This window comes from Agrococcus jenensis, from assembly GCF_003752465.1.
Lineage (GTDB): Bacteria > Actinomycetota > Actinomycetes > Actinomycetales > Microbacteriaceae > Agrococcus > Agrococcus jenensis.
Genome location: NZ_RKHJ01000001.1, coordinates 2,838,934 through 2,858,337 on the forward strand (window position 1 = coordinate 2,838,934; position 19,404 = coordinate 2,858,337).

Annotated in this window: 16 protein-coding genes and 1 pseudogene; 8 read left to right on the top strand and 9 right to left on the bottom strand. The window is 72.9% G+C overall.

Annotation, left to right across the window (positions count from 1 at the left end):
- Positions 1-343: 343 nt before the first annotated feature.
- Positions 344-3,874, bottom strand: a complete 3,531-nt coding sequence (locus EDD26_RS13900; RefSeq protein ID WP_123698246.1) for a PKD domain-containing protein — start codon at positions 3,872-3,874, stop codon at positions 344-346.
- Position 3,875: 1 nt separating this feature from the next.
- The gene (locus EDD26_RS13905; protein WP_123698247.1) at positions 3,876-4,526 is read right to left on the bottom strand and encodes a hypothetical protein; all 651 of its coding nucleotides are present in this window, start codon (positions 4,524-4,526) and stop codon (positions 3,876-3,878) included.
- 285 nt (positions 4,527-4,811) lie between these two features.
- Between EDD26_RS13905 and EDD26_RS15010 the strand changes: the two genes are divergently transcribed.
- On the top strand, positions 4,812-6,008 hold the full coding sequence (locus tag EDD26_RS15010) for a glycosyltransferase family 4 protein (RefSeq protein ID WP_123698248.1): 1,197 nt from the start codon (positions 4,812-4,814) through the stop codon (positions 6,006-6,008).
- An 87-nt stretch (positions 6,009-6,095) separates the two neighbouring features.
- Here the strand turns inward: EDD26_RS15010 and EDD26_RS15015 are convergent.
- The 3 genes and pseudogenes from EDD26_RS15015 to EDD26_RS13925 all read right to left on the bottom strand — a co-directional run.
- A pseudogene (locus EDD26_RS15015) lies at positions 6,096-6,497 on the bottom strand (arsenate reductase/protein-tyrosine-phosphatase family protein); the annotation flags it as partial.
- A gap of 1 nt (position 6,498) precedes the next feature.
- Positions 6,499-7,440 carry a glycosyltransferase family 2 protein gene (locus EDD26_RS13920; RefSeq protein WP_123698250.1) on the bottom strand — a complete coding sequence of 314 codons (942 nt, stop codon included), beginning with the start codon at positions 7,438-7,440 and terminating at the stop codon, positions 6,499-6,501.
- Positions 7,437-8,198, bottom strand: a complete 762-nt coding sequence (locus tag EDD26_RS13925; protein ID WP_245989943.1) for a CDP-alcohol phosphatidyltransferase family protein — start codon at positions 8,196-8,198, stop codon at positions 7,437-7,439. Before EDD26_RS13925 ends, EDD26_RS13920 begins: the two co-directional genes overlap by 4 nt.
- Before the next feature lie 96 nt (positions 8,199-8,294).
- On the opposite strand from EDD26_RS13925, the gene EDD26_RS13930 reads away from it, so the two are divergent.
- The 3 genes from EDD26_RS13930 (at position 8,295) to EDD26_RS13940 (ending at position 10,865) form a co-directional block, all read left to right on the top strand.
- Positions 8,295-9,341: a glycosyltransferase gene (locus tag EDD26_RS13930; RefSeq protein ID WP_211333869.1), complete on the top strand. Its 1,047-nt coding sequence runs from the start codon at positions 8,295-8,297 to the stop codon at positions 9,339-9,341.
- Positions 9,338-10,294 carry a glycosyltransferase family 2 protein gene (locus EDD26_RS13935; RefSeq protein ID WP_123698251.1) on the top strand — a complete coding sequence of 319 codons (957 nt, stop codon included), beginning with the start codon at positions 9,338-9,340 and terminating at the stop codon, positions 10,292-10,294. Before EDD26_RS13930 ends, EDD26_RS13935 begins: the two co-directional genes overlap by 4 nt.
- Positions 10,295-10,400: 106 nt before the next feature.
- Positions 10,401-10,865 (top strand): FAD synthase family protein, encoded by a 465-nt coding sequence (locus tag EDD26_RS13940; protein WP_123698252.1) that lies wholly within the window; start codon positions 10,401-10,403, stop codon positions 10,863-10,865.
- 15 nt (positions 10,866-10,880) lie between these two features.
- Here the strand turns inward: EDD26_RS13940 and EDD26_RS13945 are convergent, their stop codons facing one another.
- A complete protein-coding gene (locus tag EDD26_RS13945; RefSeq protein WP_425453454.1) occupies positions 10,881-12,386 on the bottom strand; it encodes a helix-turn-helix transcriptional regulator in 1,506 nt (501 codons plus the stop codon).
- A 128-nt stretch (positions 12,387-12,514) separates the two neighbouring features.
- Here EDD26_RS13945 and aceA point away from each other — a divergent pair, with 128 nt between their 5' ends.
- Both aceA and aceB read left to right on the top strand, forming a co-directional pair.
- Positions 12,515-13,843: an isocitrate lyase gene (aceA, locus tag EDD26_RS13950; protein WP_123698253.1), complete on the top strand. Its 1,329-nt coding sequence runs from the start codon at positions 12,515-12,517 to the stop codon at positions 13,841-13,843.
- A gap of 33 nt (positions 13,844-13,876) precedes the next feature.
- Positions 13,877-15,535, top strand: a complete 1,659-nt coding sequence (gene aceB, locus EDD26_RS13955) for a malate synthase A (RefSeq protein ID WP_123698254.1) — start codon at positions 13,877-13,879, stop codon at positions 15,533-15,535.
- Between the two features lie 3 nt (positions 15,536-15,538).
- On the opposite strand, the gene EDD26_RS13960 is transcribed toward aceB, so the two are convergent.
- From EDD26_RS13960 to EDD26_RS13970, 3 genes are read right to left on the bottom strand one after another with little or no spacing between them, the layout of a single operon-like run.
- On the bottom strand, positions 15,539-16,003 hold the full coding sequence (locus EDD26_RS13960) for a pyridoxamine 5'-phosphate oxidase family protein (protein WP_123698255.1): 465 nt from the start codon (positions 16,001-16,003) through the stop codon (positions 15,539-15,541).
- 43 nt (positions 16,004-16,046) lie between these two features.
- Entirely contained in the window at positions 16,047-16,319 is a 273-nt protein-coding gene (locus tag EDD26_RS13965) for a zf-HC2 domain-containing protein (RefSeq protein WP_123698256.1), read from the bottom strand.
- Positions 16,316-16,921 carry a sigma-70 family RNA polymerase sigma factor gene (locus EDD26_RS13970; RefSeq protein ID WP_123698257.1) on the bottom strand — a complete coding sequence of 202 codons (606 nt, stop codon included), beginning with the start codon at positions 16,919-16,921 and terminating at the stop codon, positions 16,316-16,318. The genes EDD26_RS13965 and EDD26_RS13970 overlap by 4 nt, the downstream gene beginning before the upstream one ends.
- 118 nt (positions 16,922-17,039) lie before the next feature.
- Here EDD26_RS13970 and aroA point away from each other — a divergent pair, with 118 nt between their 5' ends.
- Together aroA and rsgA are read left to right on the top strand one after the other, a co-directional pair.
- Positions 17,040-18,347, top strand: a complete 1,308-nt coding sequence (aroA, locus tag EDD26_RS13975; RefSeq protein ID WP_123698258.1) for a 3-phosphoshikimate 1-carboxyvinyltransferase — start codon at positions 17,040-17,042, stop codon at positions 18,345-18,347.
- Positions 18,344-19,384: a ribosome small subunit-dependent GTPase A gene (rsgA, locus tag EDD26_RS13980; RefSeq protein ID WP_123698625.1), complete on the top strand. Its 1,041-nt coding sequence runs from the start codon at positions 18,344-18,346 to the stop codon at positions 19,382-19,384. Before aroA ends, rsgA begins: the two co-directional genes overlap by 4 nt.
- Positions 19,385-19,404: the final 20 nt, after the last annotated feature.

Sequence of the window (19,404 nt, forward strand, 5' to 3'; positions counted from 1 at the left end):
GTTGTTCCGTTGAAGGCCGCGAGCGGCTCGCCCGCGGCGAGAGCCGCTGCCGTCGAGCGTCGCGCTGGACGGCTTCGGCGTGGTGCGATCACGGCTCTCCAGATGGGTCGGTAGCGGCCGATGACGCTGCTCGCCGGCGGACCGGGAGCGGCGACGATGCCGCCTTGCAGCGAGCGTAGGCATAACACCGTTCGGAAACGCCCGATGGCGGCAATCAACAGGGAAATCCGCGCCGGGCTTGAGTCTCCTGACCCTGTGCTCGTGGCGGCGGAGCCCGCCTCCCGCTGAGGACCGAGAGGGCTGCCCCGCGCACGCACCGCCCGCGCGGGGCCAGCGCCCTCCGTCACCCGAGGTTCGTCACCCGGAACGCATCGATCGAGAAGAGCCCGGCGGCGGTCGCCGCGCTGCTGCGGTTGGCGTGCACGCCGACCGAGCCGCTCAGGTTCGATCCGGTCGCATCCGTCACGCTGACCTGCCACGCCGCGGGCTGCTGCGTGCCGGCGCGCCAGATGCTCGCGTCGACGGTGGTGCTGGTCGTGCCCGTCACCTGCACCTCGAGCGTGAACCAGTCACCGGCCGCTCGGGTGATGCCCGGCACCTGATAGGTGCGCAGCACCGTCGACCCGTGCTGCACGACGAGCGATACCGTCCCGTTGTCGCGCAGCCAGACCCGCACGCGGTAGTCGCCCGCCGACGTCGACCGGGTGATGACGCCCAGGTACGCGGAGCCCGTAGCCGGCGCCTGGTCCAGCCGCAGGTCCATCGACACCCGCACGTCGCTGAGCGAGAGGCCGCTGAGCCGGAGGTCGCGCGTCGACCCGGCGCCCAGGCTCAGGGTGCCGACGCCGTCGGCGACCGCAGCCGGCGCCGCCGTGCCGGTGATCGTCCACGGCCCGCCGACGTCAGCGCTCCCCCAGCCCGGCGAGACCGTGCGCGAGAAGTCGTCCGACGCCGCGAAGGTCGCGGGGGGCGGCAGGTCCGGCTCGGTTGCTTCGATGACACCCGTCGCCGAGCTCGTGGCGCCGTCATCATCGGTCACGGTGAGCGTCACGGTGTAGCTGCCCGCCGACCCGTACCGGTGCGTCGACGTCGCGCCGGAGGTGGTCGCCGAGCCGTCGCCCCAGCTCCAGCTCCAGGCGACGACGCTGCCGTCGGGATCCGTCGAGGCTGCGCCGTCCACAGCGGCGTCGAGGTCGTCGACCGTGCTGGTGAACGAGGCGTTCGGTCCGACGTTCGGGGCCTCGACGGTGATCTCCTGCGTGATGGCATCGCTGAGCCCGCGGCCGTCGGTCACCGTCAGCGTGACCGCGTAGGTGCCGGCCTCGCCGTAGGTGTGCGTCGGGGCGACTCCGGTGCCGCTCGCACCATCACCGAACTGCCAGTCGTACGAGGTGATCGTCGACCCGCCCGCAGCCGAGGAGCCCGCAGCGTCGAAGCTCGCGGCCAGCAGGTCCGCCGTGGCCTGGAAGGTCGCGGTCGGCGCCTGGAATCCCGAGCCGACGGCGTAGTGCGTCGAGACCTGGGCGCTCGTGAGCGCCGAGCCGTAGACGGCGACCTCGTCGATCGTGCCGCGGAAGTAGCTCGACGACGGGGCGCCCGGCCACGAGCCCAGGGCGTCGCCGCCGATCCTCCAGAAGCCGTTGTACGCCTGGGCAGTCGTGACCGTCGTGTCCTGCGCCACGCGGTTCCCGTCGACGAAGAGCGCGATGCCGTCCGCCCCCTGCGTCGCCACCACGTGGTGCCAGCGCCCGTCGTTGTACGACGCGGTCGACGAGATCGTCCGCACCTGCCCCGGGTAGACGCCGAACGTCAGCCGCCCGCTGTTCTGCATGTAGACGTGGCGGTCGTAGCTGCCCGACGAGCCGGTCTGCGCGCTGCCGAAGCCCATGAGCTTGCCGCCCTGCGTGGTCGTGGTGTTGAACCACAGCTCGGTCGAGAAGGTGCCGGGCGCCGTCGAGCTGGAGCCCGAGGACACGCGCGCGTTCGTCGTGCCGTTGAAGCTCGACGCTGACTCGCCCGTCACGCCCGCCACCGCTCCGGGCGACACGTCGGTCACGCGGTTGCCGAACAGCGGCGTGCTCGATCCGCCCCAGTCGGAGCGGTTCGTCCCGAGCGGGTAGTAGAGCGTCGCACCGTCATCGAGCACCGCGTTCACGTACTCGGACGTCTTCCCGCTCGCGACCGTCACGGTCGCAGCCTGGCTCGTCACGGCGTTGCCGTTGCCGTCGACGACCCGCACCGTGTACGTGTGGCTCGCTCCCGGGGTCAGCCCGGTGTCGGTGAAGGCGACCTGCGGCTGCGCCCACCAGCTCGACGGGACGACGCGCGACTGGATGACGCTGGCCGTTCCCGCCCGTCGCAGCTCGTACGTGAGGTCGCGGTCGTCGCGGTCCCAGTTGCCGCGGATGGAGATCCGTGCTCGCCCGGCGACGACCGACGTGACGGTGGGCGCGCCCCAGGTCGCGCTCGCGACGCGGGGGCCCTGCTTCGGGCCGTTCGGTGGCGCGACTCCGAAGCGGACGAGGCCCTCGTAGCGCTGGTTGTTGACGCTCCCGAACTCGCCGCCGACCGAGACGTACTGATCGTTGCCCGTCATCGACAGGCCTGCCTGGTTCAGCCCGGACGTGCGGCCGACCGTGAAGTCCGGGTACCACGCATAGGGGGCAGGGGCGGGCGTGCCGCTCCAGTCCTTGTAGATGCTGCTCACCGAGGGGCTGCGCGTGAGCGTGCCCTCTGCGGTCGCGCTGAACGCCTCCACGTACCGGTAGCTGCGGGGGTTGAGCTCCGGGGCGAGGCCTGCGGTGTCGCACTCGTGCGTGTGGCTCGTCGCGTAGACGGTCTCCCCGGTGGAGAAGACGCCGTAGTGGTCGCCGTGGCAGTCGGCGACCCAGCGGATGGCGCCGGTGCCGGCGTCGGCGGCGAAGACGCCCTCGAGGTTGCCGATCGAGGTGTTCGCATAGACCCAGCCGGTGCCGTAGACGCCGGAGTCGTCGACCGCGAGCGCGAAGATGCCCGCCTTGCCGGCGTAGGTGCCCTCCGACCAGCCGTTGATGACGGTCTTCGACGCGGCCCAGGCGGTGTCGAGGGCGCCGCTCACGGGGTCGAGCGGGGCGAGGCCGCGCTGGACCACCCCGTTGGTGAGGTAGAAGCGGCCGCCCACGATGACGTGCGACCCGCCTGGATCGATCACCAGGGCGTCGCCCTGCAGGTCGACCGTGGGCGCCCACGACCGGAGCGCGCCGTCGGCCATCGCGAAGGCGGCGAGGTTCTGCCGCGCGACGCCGTTCGCCTGCGTGAAGAGGCCGGTGACGTAGACGGTGTCGCTCGTGGTCGCGATGCCGTAGACGCCGCTGCCGCCGATCGAGGCGTTGAAGTCGGGCAGCAGCGCTCCGGTGGTCGGGTTGAGGGCCGCGATGTTGAAGCGGGTCTGGCCGTTCACCGAGGTGAACGATCCGCCGATGTAGAGGCGCGTGCCGTCGGGCGAGGCGGCGACGGCGCGGATGGGGCCGTTGACCTGCGGGGCGAACGACAGCAGGTTCCCGGTCCGGATGTCGTAGGAGAGGATGTTGCTCCGCGGCGTCAGGCTCGTGCCCGGTGCCGCCAGCGGCGCGCGCGCGTTCGCGAAGCCGCCGCCCGCATAGACGGTGGTGCCGATCATCGTCTGCGCCCACACGTAGCCGTTGTCGATCTGCACCGTGGGCAGCGGGTCCGCGGTCACGACCGAGCTGGTGCGCTGCTGCAGCGTGACCGGGCCGGTCCCCGCGGCGTTGGCGACGGTCAGGCCGGAGGTCAGCAGCGCGCCGGTCGCGACGGTGGCGAGCGCTGCGAGCAGCACGGAGCGCAGCGGTTGGCGGGGGCGCGTGGTGATGTCCATCTCAGGGGGCTCTTCCGGTGAAGACCGCGAGCGGTTCGCCTGCGGCGTAGTTGACCGTGACTGTGACGTTCCGGCCCGAGGCCGGGTCGAGCATGAAGACGTAGGTGCCGGAGACGGTGGCGCCAGGCTCGATCATCCCGGAGAGCGGTGACGGCGAACCCGCCGTCGTGCCGACGCCGACCTCTCCGTCATCCGTGATGAGGGTGACGACGGCGGAGTCGACCTCCTGCGGCTCACCCGACTGGTTGCGGGCGGCGACGCTGACGCGCAGCGCGGGACCGTCCATCTCTCCGGGCGTCTCGGCGGTGACGGTGATCGCGTCGACGGCGACGATCTCGACCACGACGCCCGTGTCGAACGTGATGGCCTCGTCGAGCGCCGCCGTCGTCGTGGGCAGCGCCGCTGCCTCAGTGGGGCCGTCAGGGCCGGGCGTCGCGCCAGCTCCCGGCGCGGGCACGGCGGTGGCGCCGGGCGGGATGGTGGGCCCGGTGGCGGGCGGATCGCTCGCGTCCGGCGCAGTGCTCGGAGCAGCCGTCTGGCTCGCGTCCGGCGTCTCACTGGCGACCGCGGTCGCGGCCGGGTCAGCGGAGGTCGGTCCGCACCCCGTCACTCCCAGCACGACGAGCGCTGCGGCCCCCATGGCGACGGCCACCGCCGTCGCGCCTCGTGCTCGACGGGTCCGGCGTGGTGCGATCACAGCTCTCCAAGACATCGGTTGCTCACGGTCCACGACGGTGCTCGCCGGCGAGCCAGGAGCGGCGTCGACGCCGCCTGAGGTGAGCGTATGGACAACACCGTTCGAAAAGCGACCGACGGCGGCAATCATCAGCGGAAGCCGCGCCTGGCTTGAGTATGACGACAGCGTTCGCGAACAGTGTTCGCAATAGCCTGACGGGGCGGCGCAGGCGCCGCGCTTCACGCGACACGAGGGAGATCCATGCGGATCCTCATGGACGGCTACTGGTGGCAGGACGGCCCGCAGGCGGCCAGGACGGTGCAGCGCGAGCTCGTGCTCGCCTGGGCTCGGGCGTTCCCCGAGGACGAGGTGGTCGTCGCGCTGCGTCGTGACGCCGAGGCTGACGACCTCCCGGCCGACGCCGAGGCGGTGCGCACGCACCTGTGGCCCCACGCCGCCTCCAACCGCTGGGAGCTGCCCCTCCTCGCCGCCGGCGCGGGCACAGAGCTGACCGTCTGCCACAACTACACGCCAGCGGTCGGCCCCTCGCTCCTGTTCCTCCACGACGTCATGTTCGAGGAGCACCCGGAGTGGTTCTCGCTGGCCGAGCGGCTCTACTTCAGCGCGATGCTCCCGTGGGCGCGGCGCGCGGCACTCGTGGCGACCTCGACGCGCACGGAGGCCGACCGCATCGCGCGGCATGCGCCGTCGCTGCCGCAGTCGATCGTGACCGGCCTGGGTGTGCCGCCGTCGCTCGACGGGGAGCCGCGGCGCCCCTCGCGCGTGCCCGCCGGCAGCGAGTTCGCGGTCACCGTCGGGCGGCTCAACGTGCGCAAGAACCTCGAGACGGCGATGCTCGCCGCCGTGCACTCCGCACGCATCTCCCCCGAGCGCCCGCTGTACGTCGTCGGCAGCACCGCGCACTCGGGCGTCGGCGTGGCCGTCCCGGATGCCGCCCGCGCGCTGCTCGACGACGGCAGCATCGTGCTGCTCGGGCAGGTGCCCGACGACGAGCTCGCCTGGCTCTACGCCAATGCGTCGCTCACGATCGCGCTGAGCCTCGACGAGGGGTTCGGCATGCCCGCCGTCGAGGCCGCCCGCTTCGGCTCGCCGCTCGTCGCGAGCGACATCCCGGTGTTCCGCGAGACGGTCGAGGGCTACGCGGTCTTCGCCCCGCCCCTCGACGCCATGGCGACGGCGAGCACGCTCGACGCGGCCTGGGGCAACCGCCCCGACGTGGCGGCGCGCGAGCGCACCGTCAGCCGCTTCAGCTGGGACGCCGCGGCGCGCTCGCTCCGCGCGGCCGCCGACGTGCACTCACTCGAGCGGTCGAGCACCCGTCAGGAGCGACGCCAGCTCGCGGGCGGCCTCATCCACCGCGCGCACCGTGCGTCGGTGCGCGCCCGCACCGAGGACGTGCCCGTCGCTGATGTCGAGCGGGTCCCGAGACTGCCGTGACGGCAGCAGCCCGCGCGGCCGCTTCGGCAGCTGCCGCAGGCCCCGATGGTCGTCGATGTAGCGCTGGAACGCGGCGAGCGCGTCCATGCCGGGCGTGCCGGGCTCCACGACGAACCCGCTGCCGAGCCACACCGCCTCCTGCAGGGTGAAGACCCGGCGTCGCCGCTCGGGCGCCGCGGCGACGACCGACGACCGGATCCCGCGCGAGGCGGTCAGCACGAGCGTCGCCTGGAGGGTCTCCTCCGGGTAGAGCGGTCGCGACCGGTGCAGGTCGGCGAGCTCGCGCCAGCGCTCGCCGGTGTGGAACGCCGCGACCTCCGGGCAGACGGTGCGGGCGCCGTCGACGCTCACGCCCGCGGTCGCGACCGGGACGGCGTCGTAGTCGGGCAGGCGCGCGAAGGCGCGTCGGAGGGTGAGCCCCGCCATCGGTGAGCGGCAGACGTTCGCCGCGCACACGATCAGGATGCCGCCGTCGCGGTTGCCGTCCATGTCAGCGCCTCCCGGCGTGCTCGTGCAGCCGTGCCGTCGAGCGCCGGTGCGCCCGCACGATGCGGCGGCCGTCGCGCAGTCCTCGCAGGTAGCCGCGCCACGGCCGCCACGAGGCGACGAGCTGCTGCCGGCCGCCACGCAGCAGCACCCCGTAGCCGATGCGGGCCGACGAGCGCGCCCAGCGGCGCACGTCGACGTCGGGGAGGTGCTTCACGGCGTACAGCATCCGATTGCGGATGTTGAAGTAGTAGTAGAGCTCGGACTTCGCACGGGCGCTGCGACGCTCGGCGTGCGTGCCGCCCTGGTCGTGGACGACCTCGGCGTCGACGAGCTCCAGCCGCGCCCCCGCAGCGATCGCACGATGCGAGAGGTCGATGTCCTCCCAGTACAGGAAGTACTCCTCGTCGAAGCCACCCAGCAGCGTCCACAGCTCGGCGGAGATCGCGAAGCACGCGCCCGTCGCCCACTCCAGCCGCTCCGCGCCCGCGAACCGCGCGCGAGCGCGTGCACCGCGCGGGATGCCCTCGTCGAGGTACAGGTCGGCGCCGACGAACCACGGCTCACCGCTGCTCTGCACGATCCGCGGCGACGCGAGCAGCATCGGATCCTCGGCGACCGCCGAGACCAGGCGCGCGAGGCTGTCCCGCTCGATCGTCGCGTCCGGGTTGAGCGCGACGAGCACGCCGGCGCCCTGCTCGATCGCCCGGGCGGCGCCCGCGTTCGTGCCTCCCCCGAAGCCGTCGTTCGTGTCGAGCAGCACGGTGTCCCAACCGTGCTCGCTCGCCAGCTGCCGCACGCGCTCGCGCTCGGCCGCGCCGCTGAAGCAGTCGACGACGATCACCCGCCCGGGTGGCACAGCGTCGAGCGACGCCGCGTGGTCGCGCAGCAGCGCGCTCGACGCGAAGTTGACGACGATGACCGCGAAGGGCGGGAGGTCGGTCATGGCGCGGCGGTCCGCTCGCGGTCGATCGCGCGGATCTCGCGGAACCACTTGACCGACGCGAGCACGAGGAACGCGAGGTTCGCGAGCGCGAGCGCCCCGTAGGCCCAGAGGAAGCCGGTCGACCAGCCCCACAGCACGAAGACGAGGCACAGGAGCCCGAAGTCGGTGGGGACGAGGATCAGCGATCGCCCGAGCGTGCCGCTCCCCCGTTGATGCGTGGACGGCACGCCGACCTTGCCCTTGAGCAGGTCGTTGAGCAGCATCGCGAAGAACGTCACCACGCCCACGATGGAGAACAGCAGCGGGACCAGCAGCCAGGGTGTGTCTCGGTAGGGCGTGTGCAGCCAGAGCGCGACGAGCACCGCGAGGTGCAGCGAGGCGATCTTGATCGCGTCGACGAAGTGGTCGAGCCACTCCCCCGAGAGGCTGCCGCCGCCGCCGAGGCGGGCGACCTGCCCGTCGGCCGAATCCCACGCGTAGCCCAGCACCAGCAGCAGCGCCACCACGACGCCCGTCCACCACTGCGCGGGGAGCGCGAGCAGCAGCACGATCGCGGCCAGGGAGTGCAGGGCACTGACCCCGGTCACCGTGTTGGGCGACCACCCCCATCGATACGCCGCCACCGCGAGCACCCGCCCGATCCGTCGGTTGACGTACACGGAGTACGCCGGTGCACCGCGGGCATGGCCCTTCTGCGCAGCGGCGAGCCGCCGATGGACATCGGCGAAGGAATCGACCATCTCGGGCACCTCGGTCATCCGCACCTCGCTCTGCCGCGCGGGCGGCCCGGCGCGATTGGGATGAGTGTAGGTGCTTGCGCGCCATGCGGCGCAACATGCGCCAGACTGTGCCGCATGCGGAACGCCTCGCGCCCCTCGACGCCCGCCGTCCGCGTCATGCAGTCGTTCGGGCCGCCGCGCCCCACCACCAACCCGTACATCCACATGCTCGACGCGGCGCTCGCCGAGACGGCGGGGGTCGACCACCTGCGCTTCGACCGCCGCCGGGCACTGCTCGGCCGCTACGACGCGCTGCACCTGCACTGGCCGGAGCTGCTCCTGCGCGGCTCGAGCCCGTCGCGCACGCTCGCTCGCCGCGCCTTCGCGATGGCGCTGCGCCTGCGGCTCTCGGTCACCGAGGTCGCCCTGATCCACACCGTGCACAACGTGCGGCCGCACTCGGACTCGACGCGGTGGGAGCGCCGATACCTCGCGTGGCTGGATCGCAGGGTGGATCATCGCATCGTGCTCAACGAGCAGACCGAGCTCGCCCCTGGCGCGGCCTCGACCCTCATCCCGCACGGCCACTACCGCGACTGGTTCGCCTCCGTGCCGTCCGTGCCTCCCACCCCCGGGCTGCTGTCGTTCGTCGGCCTCGTGCGCCCGTACAAGGGCGTCGAGGAGCTGCTCGACGCGTTCGCGAGCACCGCCGCCACGGCGCCCGCGCTGCGGCTCAGGATCGCGGGCAGCCCCTCGAGCGCGCAGCTCGAGCGGGATGTGCGCGAGCGCGCGGGGGGCGACGCACGGGTCGAGCTGGACTTCCGCTACCTCACCGAGCCGGAGTTCGCGAACGTGGTTATGGAATCCGCGGGCGTGGTGCTACCGTACCGATTCATGCACAACTCCGGCAGCGCGCTCGCGGCCCTCTCGCTGCGGCGCCCCGTGCTGGTGCCGCGCACCGACGTCAACGAGGCACTCGCCCGGGAGGTCGGGCCCGGATGGGTCACGATGTTCGACGGCGCGCTCACCGGAGCAGACCTCGAGCGCTTCGCCGAGGGCATCCACCCGCTCCCCACCGCAGCACCCGACCTCAGCGCCCGCGAGTGGGCGAGCGCGGGTGACGCGCACCGATCGGCGTACGTCGCGGCCGTCGCGCGCCGCCGCGGCGGGGCCCGCTCGTGAGCGCCGCCGACCCCGCCGGCGCGGGCGCCGGACCCGCGGTGCTGGTCGCCGTGCCGACCTTCCGACGGGCCGAGCTGCTCCCCGACCTCATCGAGGCCATCCGGCTCGAGATGGCCGCGATCGCGCTGCCGAGCCGCATCCTGCTCGTCGACAACGACCCCGACCGCTCCGCGGAGGAGCCTGCGGCGGTGCTCGGCGTCGGACACCTGCACGAGCCCGTGCCCGGCATCGCAGCGACGCGGCAGGCGGCGCTCGACGCCGCGGCCGACCACGAGCTCGTGGTGATGATCGACGACGACCTCGTGCCCGAGCCGGGCTGGCTCGGCGGGCTCGTCGACGCCTGGACGCAGCACCGTCCCGCGGTCGTGATGGGCTACGTGCGCTACGTCTGGCCGGAGGGCACCGATCCCTGGGTCGCCGGCGGCGGCTTCCTGCGCCGCAGCCTGATCCCGACCGGCACGCGCCTCGCCGACCTCAAGACGGGCAACGTGCTCGTCGACGTCGCGCAGGTGCGTGCGCTCGACGTGCGCTTCGACGTCTCGCTCGGGCTCTCCGGAGGCTCCGACGTGCAGTTCGGGCGCGACCTCATCGACCACGGCGGGGTGATCGTCGCCTCCGCCGAGTCCGTCGCGCGCGACGACATCGCAGCAGCTCGGACGACGCGTGCCTTCGTCCGGCGGCGCGCGATCTGTCAGGGCCAGGTCCGCGCCCGGCTCTACACGCGAGCCGACTCGACCGGTGCGCGCATCGCCAAGCGCGCCGGGTTCCTGGTCGGCGGACTCGTGCGCGTGCCGGCGTTCGCCGCCGGCGAGACGCTCGCGCGCGTGCGCGGCGACGTCGCCGCGAGCGCGACGTTCCGCCGTCGCCGGTGGTTCGCGCAGGGACGCATCCAGGGTGCGCTCGGCCTCGACGAGTTCGAGTACGCCCGGCCCGCTGCGGCCGCCTCCGCTTGACGCCTTCTTGGGCTGACCCTGGGGTCCGCCTGCGGCACTGGACGCTACGCTCGTAACAGTGTTCGCAAACCGGCGCCGCGTGCGTCGGTCGGAGGAGGGTGGCGCGATGGCGCAACGGATCGGCTACGCCGCAGGGGCTTTCGACCTGTTCCACATCGGGCACCTCAACATCCTCAAGCACGCGCGCGAGCGGTGCGATGTGCTCATCGCCGGCGTCGTGAGCGACGAGATGCTGCGGCAGGTCAAGCGCATCGAGCCGATCGTGCCGACGCTCGAGCGCGTCGAGATCGTGCGAGCGGTCCGCTGGGTCGACGAGGTGCACGTCGAGACGGTGCCCGACAAGCTCGACACCTGGCGCGAGGTGGGCTTCACCCACTTCTTCAAGGGCGACGACTGGCGCGGCACCGAGAAGGGGCTGCGGCTCGAGCGCGAGTTCGCCGAGGTCGGGGTCGAGGTCGTCTACTTCCCCTACACCGCGCACACCTCGAGCACCGTGCTGCGGCGGGCGCTCGCGCAGCTGACCGCGAACGCGGACGCCGCGGCGCTCCAGGCGCAGATCGCCCTCTCCTAGCGACGCGACGCGCGGCTAGGGGCGCGACGCCAGGAACCTGTAGACCTCGGTCTCGTCGACGCCCGGGAACGCGCCGGGCGGCAGCGCCGCCAGCAGGTGCGAGTGCGCCCTGGCGCTCGGCCAGGCCTGTCCGGACCACGCCTCGGCCAGCTCGGCGGGCGGCGTGCGGCAGCACGACGGATCCGGGCAGCGCGACACCGAGCGCTCCTTGGTCGCGCGGCCGCGGAACCACTTCGCCTGCGAGAACGGCACGCCGATCGAGAGCGAGAACTCCCCCGCCGCGCTGCGCTCCGTCATCGCCGTGCACCAGAACGTGCCGGCGGGCGTCTCGGTGTACTGCTCGAAGGCGTTCACCTTGTCGGCGACGTCGAAGACCTCGCGGCTCGTCCACCGCTTGCACACCGGCTGGCCCTCGATCGCGCCGGTGTGATCGGCGGGGAACGTGACGCCGTCGTTCTCGTACGCCTTGTAGATGATCCCCGACTCGTGCACCTTCTGGAAGTGGAGCGGGATGCCGAGGTGCACGGTCGCGAGGTTGGTGAGCCGGTGCGCCGCGGTCTCGTACGACACCGCGAAGGCATCGCGGAGGTCCTCGATCGCGAGCTGCCGATCGGCCTTCGCCGCGCCGAGGAAGTCGACGGCGGCGCGCTCGGGCATGAGCAGCGCCGCCGCGAAGTAGTTCGTCTCGATGCGCTGCCGCAGGAAGCCGCCGTAGTCCGCCGGCACCGAATGGCCGAGCACGTGGTGGCCGAGCGCCTGCAGCAGCACCGAGCGCGGGTCGTGGTCGATGCGGCTCGAGCGCGAGAGGTAGATGCGCTTGCGCTTCAGGTCGGTGACCGACCTGGTCGAGTGCGGCAGGTCGCCGACGTGGTGCACGCTGAAGCCCAGCCGCTCGGTGATCGCCGCGATGAGGTGCTGCGACAGCGGACCGGACTGGTAGCCGACGCGGGCGAGCATCGCCGCCGCCTCCGCCTCGATCTCGGGGAAGTGGTTGTCGCGCGCGCGCATCTCGGCGCGCAGCTGCGTGTTGGCGCGCCGCGCCTCCTCGGGCGTCGCGACCCGCTCCTCGGCCGCCCGGTCGAGCTCGTCGACGAGCGCGAGCATCGTCTCGAGCACGTCGTCGGGCGTGCGTGGCCCGATCCGCATGGTCGGGAGCCGCTTCTGCTGCCACGTCGACGACCGCATGGCGCGCTCGAGGCGCAGCTCGAGCTCGGCGCGGCGCGAGGGCGGCTCGGTGCCCGTCAGCCGCTCGAGCGTGACGCCGTAGAGCGCCGCGAGCTGCTGCAGCTGCGTGAACCGCGCCTCGCGCTTGCCCGTCTCGAAGCCGGAGAGCTGCGACGGCGCGAGGCCGATCGCGTCGTGCACCGCGTCGAGCGTCAGCCCGGCGGCCTTCCGCGCGTGCCGGAGCGATCGCCCGAGCTGCAGCGCATCCACGTGCGGGGAAGGTGACGCGGGTCGCGGGGGGCGATCCCACGACGCGGTGGCGCTGTGGTCGCTGGTCATTGCGGTCTCGCTGCTCATGCGGGCACCCTACGCCATTCCTGCGGCATGTGGCAGGAATGCAGAACTTCACTGCGCGAACGCCGCCATGTGCCGTCGTCCTGCCCGCACAGTGGGTGCAGACCCACCCAGTGACCCAGGAGAACACCATGACCGAGCAGCCCAGGACGACCCCGCACGACACCGCCCCGCAGGACGCAGCGCTGGCGACGGAGGCCGCGGAGCTCGAGCTCGAGTGGGCGGCCGACGCCCGCTGGCGCGGCATCCGGCGCGACTACAGCGCGGCGGATGTCGTGCGGCTGCGCGGCTCGGTCGTCGAGGAGCACACGCTCGCGCGCCGAGGCGCCGAGCGGCTGTTCGAGCGACTGCATGCCGACGAGGCGCCGGTGCGCGCGCTCGGCGCGCTGACGGGCAACCAGGCGGTGCAGCAGGTGCGCGCCGGCCTCGAGGCGATCTACCTCTCGGGCTGGCAGGTCGCGGCCGACGCCAACCTGTCGGGCCAGACCTATCCCGACCAGTCGCTGTACCCCTCGAACTCGGTGCCCGCGGTCGTGCGGCGGATCAACAACGCCCTGCAGCGCGCCGACCAGATCGAGCGCAGCGAGGGCGGCCGGACCGTCGCCGACTGGCTCGCGCCGATCGTCGCCGACGCGGAGGCCGGCTTCGGCGGCCCGCTCAACGCGTTCGAGCTCATGCGCAGCATGATCTCGGCCGGCGCGGCAGGCGTGCACTGGGAGGACCAGCTCGCGAGCGAGAAGAAGTGCGGCCACCTGGGCGGCAAGGTGCTCATCCCCACGCAGCAGCACGTGCGCACGCTCAACGCCGCGCGGCTCGCCGCCGACGTCGAGGGCGTCCAGAGCGTCATCATCGCCCGCACCGATGCGGAGGCCGCGACCCTGCTCACGAGCGACGTCGACGAGCGCGACCGCCCGTTCGTCACCGGCGAGCGCACGTCGGAGGGCTTCTACGAGGTGCGGAACGGCATCGAGCCGTGCATCGCCCGCGGCCGCGCCTACGCGCCCTACGCCGACCTGCTCTGGATGGAGACCGGCAAGCCCGACCTCGCGGTCGCCCGCCGCTTCGCCGAGGGCGTCAAGGAGGCGTTCCCCGACCAGCTGCTGGCCTACAACTGCTCGCCGTCGTTCAACTGGCGCAAGCACCTCGACGACGATCAGATCGCCGCGTTCCAGCGGGAGCTCGGCGCGATGGGATACCGCTTCCAGTTCATCACCCTCGCCGGCTTCCACGCGCTCAACCACTCGATGTTCGACCTGGCGAAGGGCTACGCCCAGCAGCACATGACGGCGTACGTCGACCTGCAGGAGCGCGAGCTCGCCGCCGAGGCGCACGGCTACACGGCCACGAAGCACCAGCGCGAGGTCGGCACCGGCTGGTTCGACCTCGTCGCGACGACGCTCAACCCGACCTCGGGGACGCTCGCGCTCGCGGGCTCGACCGAGTCCGAGCAGTTCCACTGAACCCGACCAGCACCGACCGCAGAGGACACGACCATGCACGACCGCATCCGCATCACCGACACCGCCGAGGGCCAGGACCGGGTCCTGACCGATGAGGCCCTGGCGTTCCTGCTCGCGCTGCACGACCGCTTCGAGCCCACGCGGCAGCAGCTGCTGCAGATCCGCCGCAAGCGCCGCGCGGCCTTCGCCGACGGCGACTCGCCGCGCTTCCTGGAGTCGACTCGCCGCATCCGCGAGGACGCCAGCTGGCGCGTGGCGCCGCCGGCCCCCGGGCTCGAGGACCGCCGCGTCGAGATCACCGGGCCGATCGAGCGCAAGATGACCATCAACGCGCTCAACTCGGGCGCGAAGGTCTGGCTCGCCGACTGCGAGGACGCGTCGAGCCCGCTGTGGCGGAACGTGATCGCGAGCCAGGTGAACCTGCAGGACGCCATCCGCGACCGGATCGCGTTCACGAGCCCGGAGGGCAAGCGGTACCGCGTCACGGCCGAGACGACGCCGACGATCGTCGTCCGGCCGCGCGGCTGGCACCTCGACGAGCACCGCATCCTCGTCGACGGCACGCCCGTCTCGGGCGCGCTCGTCGACTTCGGGCTGCACGTCTTCCACAACGCCGACGAGCTCATCGCCCGCGGGCGCGGCCCGTACTTCTACCTGCCGAAGCTCGAGAGCCACATCGAGGCGCGGCTGTGGAACGAGGTCTTCGTGGTGGCGCAGCACCTGCTCGTCATCCCGCAGGGCACGATCCGCGCGACCGTGCTCATCGAGACCATCACGGCGGCGTTCGAGATGGAGGAGATCCTCTTCGAGCTGCGAGAGCACTCGGCGGGCCTCAACGCCGGCCGATGGGACTACCTCTTCTCGATGATCAAGGCGTTCCGCCTGCGCGGCCCGGCCTTCGTGCTGCCCGACCGCTCGCAGCTCACGATGACGGCGCCCTTCATGCGCGCCTACACCGAGCAGCTCGTGCGCGCGTGCCACCGGCGCGGCGCGCACGCGATCGGCGGGATGGCCGCGTTCGTGCCCAGCGCGAGGGACCCGGAAGCGACGGGGCGTGCGCTCGCGGCGGTCGCGGCCGACAAGGCGCGCGAGGCGGCCGACGGCTTCGACGGCTCGTGGGTCGCGCATCCGGGACTCGTCGCGACGTGCCGCGAGGCGTTCGACGCGGTGCTGGGCGAGCGCCCGAACCAGCTCGAGCGCACCAGGGAGGAGGTGCCGGTCGACGGCGACGCGCTCATCGACCTGTCGACGACGCGCGGCGAGATCACCGACGGCGGCCTGCGCTCCAACATCGAGATCGGCATCCGCTACATGGAGGCGTGGCTGCGCGGGCACGGGGCGGTCGCGATCCACTCGCTCATGGAGGATGCCGCGACGGCCGAGATCTCCCGCTCGCAGGTGTGGCAGTGGATCCACAACGAGTCGTCGACCTCGGACGGCCGGACGATCACGCGCGAGCGCTGCGAGTCGATCGTCGACGAGCTCGCGGCCGGCTTCGACCTCACCGAGGGCAACCGGTTCCGGGAGGCGATCGCGCTCTTCCGCGAGATCGCGCTCGAGGAGACCTACCCGGCGTTCCTCACGCTGGCCGGCACCGAGCGCTACCTCGGCGACGGCGTCGAGCGGCCGACCACCGGCTCGATCCCGGTGCAGGACGCGCCGGAGGATGCACCCGCGCGGCTGGCGGCGTGACGGTCAGCGCAGCGGCACGCGCTGCTCGTCCTCGTCGATGATCCACACCTCGGTGGCGACCGCGCGGTAGAGCCGCAGCGCCGACGCCCCCGTCACGCGCTGCGGCTCCCACGCCGGCCGCCCCGAGGCGACGGTCTTCGCGTTGAAGACCGCGAGCGCGCCGAGCACCTCGTCGTCCGGGACGATGCCGGCGACCGCGTCGGCGAACACCGCGGTCGCGTCGCCGACCGGCGTCGTCGAGTCGAAGACCGCGAGCGCGACCTCAGGTCGCACCCGGATGTTGTGCGAGTGCCGGCCCTCGGGGCGCGAGACCCAGATGAGCTCGCGGCCGTCGCGGTCCGCGAACCAGACCGGGGTCGCCCAGGGGCGGCCGTCGGCGTCGGCCGTCGCGAGCGTGAGGTAGGCGTTCGCGTCGAGGATGCGTCGCGCGAGCGCGGCGGGCGAGGTCGGATCCGGTGCGGCGCTCATGCGCCCTGGCTACCATATGCGCCGCTCGGCGGGAAGGCTGGCGTCAGGCGTGCTGGTCGCGCGCCTGGCGGAGGCTCGCGAGCAGCTTCGCCCGCAGCTCCTCGGGCGCCCGGTCGCGGCAGGCGCCCTGCAGCGCCGCCGTGAGCATCTCGCCCACGTGGTGCTCCGCGGAGCACTCGTCGCACGTGGCGAGGTGCGCGCGCACGTCGGCGGCGTCCTCGGCGCACAGCTCGTTGTGGAGGAACTCCTCGAGCGCGGCTCGAGCCTCGGTGCAATCCTTCTTCGCCTCGGGTGCGAGGCTGCCGGTCTCGGTCACGGCTTCTTCTCCTTCTCGGTGGTGCCCTGCACGGCGATCCCCTGCTCCCTGGCGTAGTCGGCGAGCAGGCCGCGGAGCAGCTTGCGCCCTCGGTGGAGGCGGCTCATCACGGTGCCGACGGGCGACTCCATGACCTCCGCCGTCTCGGCGTAGCTGAGGCCCTCGACGTCGACCCAGTAGACGGCCATGCGGAAGTCCTCGGGGACCTGCTGGAGGGCGTCCTTGACGATGCCGGACGGCATCCGATGGATCGCCTCGGCCTCGGCGCTGCGCGAGGCGGTGGCGGTGAACGACTCGGCGTCGCCGACCTGCCAGTCCTCGAGGTCGTCGAGCGGCGCCTCGAAGGGCCGCCGCTGCTGCTTGCGATAGGTGTTGATGTAGGTGTTGGTCTGGATGCGGTACAGCCACGCGCGCAGGTTCGTGCCCTGCTTGAACGAGCCGTACGCCGCGTACGCCTTGAGCAGCGTGTCCTGCACGAGGTCGGCGGCGTCTGCCGGGTTGCGCGTCATGCGCATCGCCGCGCCGTAGAGCTGGTCGGCGTACTGCATGGCCTGCTCGGCGAAGTCGTCGCGCTTCGCGGCGTCGGTCTGGTCGCTTGTCATCGCGGGTGAGTCTAGTGTCGCGGTCGTCGCTGCGGCGGTCGCCGAGAGGGCGACAGGCAGTGTGGCTGTGGGCACAGGCACCTCCTCGGCTGGACGCGTGACCGATAGATTGCAACCGATGCCTGCACCAGATCATTCCCGCCCATGGACCGCGCCGACGGCGACCGCCCGCCTCGACGCGCGCGTGCAGCTGCCCGGCTCGAAGAGCCTCACGAACCGCGCGCTGCTCCTGGCCGCCCTGGCCGACGGTCCGAGCACGCTCCACCGGCCGCTGCGCAGCCGCGACGCGTCGATCATGGCCGCCGGGCTCCGAGCGCTCGGCGCCGACATCCGCGAGGCCCCCGGCGACGGGCTGTTCGGCCCCGACCTGGTCGTCACGCCGGGTCCGGTCGCCGGCGGCGCGGCCATCGACTGCGGGCTCGCGGGCACCGCGATGCGGTTCCTGCCGATCATGGCGGCGCTCGGCGACGGTCGGGTCTCGTTCGACGGCGACCCGCATGCGCGCGAGCGGCCGATGGACCAGACGATCGCGGCGCTCCGCGCGCTGGGCGTCGAGGTGGAGGCGGCTGCGCCGCGCCTGCCGTTCACGGTGCACGGCGCCGGCCGCGTGCGGGGCGGCGAGCTGACGATCGACGCGAGCGCGTCGAGCCAGTTCGTCTCGGCGCTGCTGCTCGTCGCCGCCCGCTTCGACGCGGGGCTGACGCTCCACCATCGCGGCTCCCGACTGCCGTCGCTCCCCCACATCGAGATGACGCTCGAGGCGCTGCGGCAGCGGGGCGTCGACGCGCGATCCCTCGACGCGGGCGACGGCGCGTCGTGGCGCGTGGAGCCGGGGCCCATCGCACCGCTCGACGAGCACATCGAGCCCGACCTCTCGAACGCGGCACCGTTCCTCGCCGCGGTCGTCGCCGTCGGCGGCCGGGTCGTGCTCGACGGGTGGCCCGCCCGGACCACGCAGGTCGGCCGCCTGCTCCCCGAGCTGCTCGCGCCGTTTGGCGCGACGTCGCGCGTCGCGGACGGCACGCTCACGGTCGAGGCGGTCGGGGGCGAGATCCCCGGCGCGACGCTCGACCTGCGCGCCGCCGGCGAGCTCGCGCCCACGATCGTCGCGCTCGGCGCGCTCGCGTCCGCGCCCGTCGAGGTGACCGGGATCGGGCACATCCGCGGGCACGAGACCGACCGCATCCGCGCGCTCGTCGACGACATCGTCGCGATCGGCGGCGTCGCGACCGCGCTCCCCGACGGCATCCGCGTCGAACCGGCACCGCTCACCGGCGGTCCGTGGGGCGCCTACGCCGACCACCGCATCGCCACCGCCGGCGCCGTGATCGGGCTGCGCGTGCCGGGCGTCGAGGTCGACGACATCGGCGCGACCGCCAAGACGATCCCGGAGTTCCCCGAGCTGTGGGCGGCGATGCTCGCATGAGCTGGCTGGGCGACTACGAGGACCCGTACGAGGACTACGACGAGTCGAGCGTGCGCGAGCGGCCGAACCCGAAGGCCAACCGGCCGCGGTCGAAGCAGCGGCCAGAGCACGAGAGCGCGATCACGGGCATCGTCACCGCCGTCGACCGCGGCCGCTACACGCTCGCGGTGCGCATCGGGGAGGACGACGAGGCCATCGTCACGGCGGCGCGCGCCCGCGAGCTGCGCAAGCAGGCGATCGTCGCGGGCGACCGCGTCGACGCGGTCGGCGACGCGACGGGCGACACCGGCACCCTCGCGCGCATCGTGCGCATCCAGCCTCGCACCACGGTGCTGCGGCGCTCGGCGGACGACACCGACGTGGTGGAGCGCGTCATCGTCGCGAACGCCGACCTCATGCTCATGGTGGTCGCGGCGGCCGACCCCGAGCCGCGACCGCGGCTCGTCGACCGCTACCTCGTCGCGGCGCTCGACGCCGGCATCACCCCGATCATGGTCATCACGAAGACCGACGTCGCCGACCCCGAGCCGTTCCTGGCGCTCTTCGAGGGCCTCGACATCGAGGTGTGGCGGTCGTCGATCGACGACCCGCCGGTCGAGGCGCTGCGCGCGCGCCTCGACGGCCACACCACCGTCGCGGTCGGCCACTCCGGCGTCGGCAAGTCGACGCTCGTGAACGCGCTGGTGCCGAGCGCGATGCGCGCCGTCGGCCACGTGAACGCCGTCACCGGCCGCGGCCGCCACACCTCGTCGTCGACCGTGTCGTTCAAGCTCGGCGACGGCTGGATCATCGACACCCCGGGCGTGCGCTCCTTCGGGCTCGGCCACGTCGCGACCGCGAGCGTGCTGCGCGGCTTCCCCGACCTCGCCGCGGTCGCCGAGGACTGCCCGCGCGGCTGCACCCACCTCGCCGACGAGGAGTACTGCGAGCTGTCGATCGCCGCCGCCGAGGGCAGGCTCGAGGCGCGCCGAGTCGACTCGATGCAGCGGCTGCTCGGCACGCTCGTCGCGATCCGCGAGCAGCGGCACCAGGAGTGACCGGGCTCGCGCCCTGCCGG

Excerpts from the sequence above, each read along its gene's own strand:
- rsgA (WP_123698625.1), top strand. The coding sequence starts at position 18,344 with ATGAGCTGGCTGGGCGACTACGAGGACCCGTACGAGGACTACGACGAG.
- aroA (WP_123698258.1), top strand. The coding sequence starts at position 17,040 with ATGCCTGCACCAGATCATTCCCGCCCATGGACCGCGCCGACGGCGACC.
- EDD26_RS13945 (WP_425453454.1), bottom strand. The coding sequence starts at position 12,386 with ATGAGCAGCGAGACCGCAATGACCAGCGACCACAGCGCCACCGCGTCG.
- EDD26_RS13925 (WP_245989943.1), bottom strand. The coding sequence starts at position 8,198 with ATGACCGAGGTGCCCGAGATGGTCGATTCCTTCGCCGATGTCCATCGG.
- EDD26_RS13960 (WP_123698255.1), bottom strand. The coding sequence starts at position 16,003 with ATGAGCGCCGCACCGGATCCGACCTCGCCCGCCGCGCTCGCGCGACGC.
- EDD26_RS13970 (WP_123698257.1), bottom strand. The coding sequence starts at position 16,921 with ATGACAAGCGACCAGACCGACGCCGCGAAGCGCGACGACTTCGCCGAG.
- aceA (WP_123698253.1), top strand. The coding sequence starts at position 12,515 with ATGACCGAGCAGCCCAGGACGACCCCGCACGACACCGCCCCGCAGGAC.
- EDD26_RS13940 (WP_123698252.1), top strand. The coding sequence starts at position 10,401 with ATGGCGCAACGGATCGGCTACGCCGCAGGGGCTTTCGACCTGTTCCAC.
- EDD26_RS13900 (WP_123698246.1), bottom strand. The coding sequence starts at position 3,874 with ATGGACATCACCACGCGCCCCCGCCAACCGCTGCGCTCCGTGCTGCTC.
- EDD26_RS13920 (WP_123698250.1), bottom strand. The coding sequence starts at position 7,440 with ATGACCGACCTCCCGCCCTTCGCGGTCATCGTCGTCAACTTCGCGTCG.
- EDD26_RS13930 (WP_211333869.1), top strand. The coding sequence starts at position 8,295 with ATGCGGAACGCCTCGCGCCCCTCGACGCCCGCCGTCCGCGTCATGCAG.
- EDD26_RS15010 (WP_123698248.1), top strand. The coding sequence starts at position 4,812 with ATGCGGATCCTCATGGACGGCTACTGGTGGCAGGACGGCCCGCAGGCG.
- aceB (WP_123698254.1), top strand. The coding sequence starts at position 13,877 with ATGCACGACCGCATCCGCATCACCGACACCGCCGAGGGCCAGGACCGG.